We start from the raw sequence: 763 nt of genomic DNA on the forward strand, positions 1-763 counted from the left end.
GATCTCCCCCTTCGATTCGAACAGCGACTTGCCCTGCTCGATGGTCAGCAGTTCGGCCAGTACGTCCTGATTGTCCATCATCGCGTCGTGCAGCTTGCGCAGCAGCTTCGAGCGCTCGAGCGCGGTCGTCTTGCGCCAGGTCTTGAAAGCTTCCGCGGCGGCTTCGATGGCGCGGCGGGTCTCGGCCTTGCCCGACTTCGGCACGGTGCCGATCTTGAGACCGGTGGCAGGGTTGTTGACGTCGACCGTCTGGCCGCTGTCGGCCTGCACCCATTCGCCATTGATGAGATTGGCCTGCCGCATGAAATGGCTGGTTTTCTGAAGCATGCTATCCTCCGTTCGGCGCCCTGACGGGCGGGTCTGTGAAATCTTCGGTGCGCGTGCGCCATGGACTGAGGCCGGCACGCCGGAGCCACTGCTCTTTACCGAGGGCAAGGCACGCAAGCAATCGCAAGATGGCATATAGGGCTTGGGCCAGAGCGAGACGAGAGCAGGCTGACGTGCTTACACCGATGCCTTACCCGAAAACGTACAAGACAACAGTCAGCCAGAACGCGGTGGTGACGGCGGCGCAGGCCGTGGCGAGGGTCATCTGGTTCGACGCCAGCGCCTGGCCGGTGTTGAACTGCACCGCGATCAGATAGGAATTGACGCCGGATGGCATCGCGGCCACCATCACCGCCACCTTGGCCGTCAAGGGCGGCATGCCGAGCAACCAGACGAAGACCAGCACCAGCGCCGGCATCAGGAACAGCTTCAGCAC

The 763-nt window shown here is 62.9% G+C and carries 2 protein-coding genes; both read right to left on the reverse strand.

Annotation, left to right across the window (positions count from 1 at the left end; genetic code table 11):
- On the reverse strand, positions 1–327 hold a 327-nt coding region (locus tag EN879_RS37750; RefSeq protein ID WP_127274804.1), incomplete at its 3' end, for an aldehyde dehydrogenase family protein.
- A 190-nt stretch (positions 328–517) separates the two neighbouring features.
- Positions 518–763, reverse strand: a 246-nt coding sequence (locus EN879_RS37755) for an AEC family transporter (RefSeq protein WP_206521113.1), incomplete at its 5' end; no start/stop codon positions are given.

The sequence above is a fragment of the Mesorhizobium sp. M7A.F.Ca.AU.002.02.1.1 genome, from assembly GCF_003998535.1.
In the GTDB taxonomy this organism is placed as follows: Bacteria; Pseudomonadota; Alphaproteobacteria; order Rhizobiales; family Rhizobiaceae; genus Mesorhizobium; species Mesorhizobium ciceri.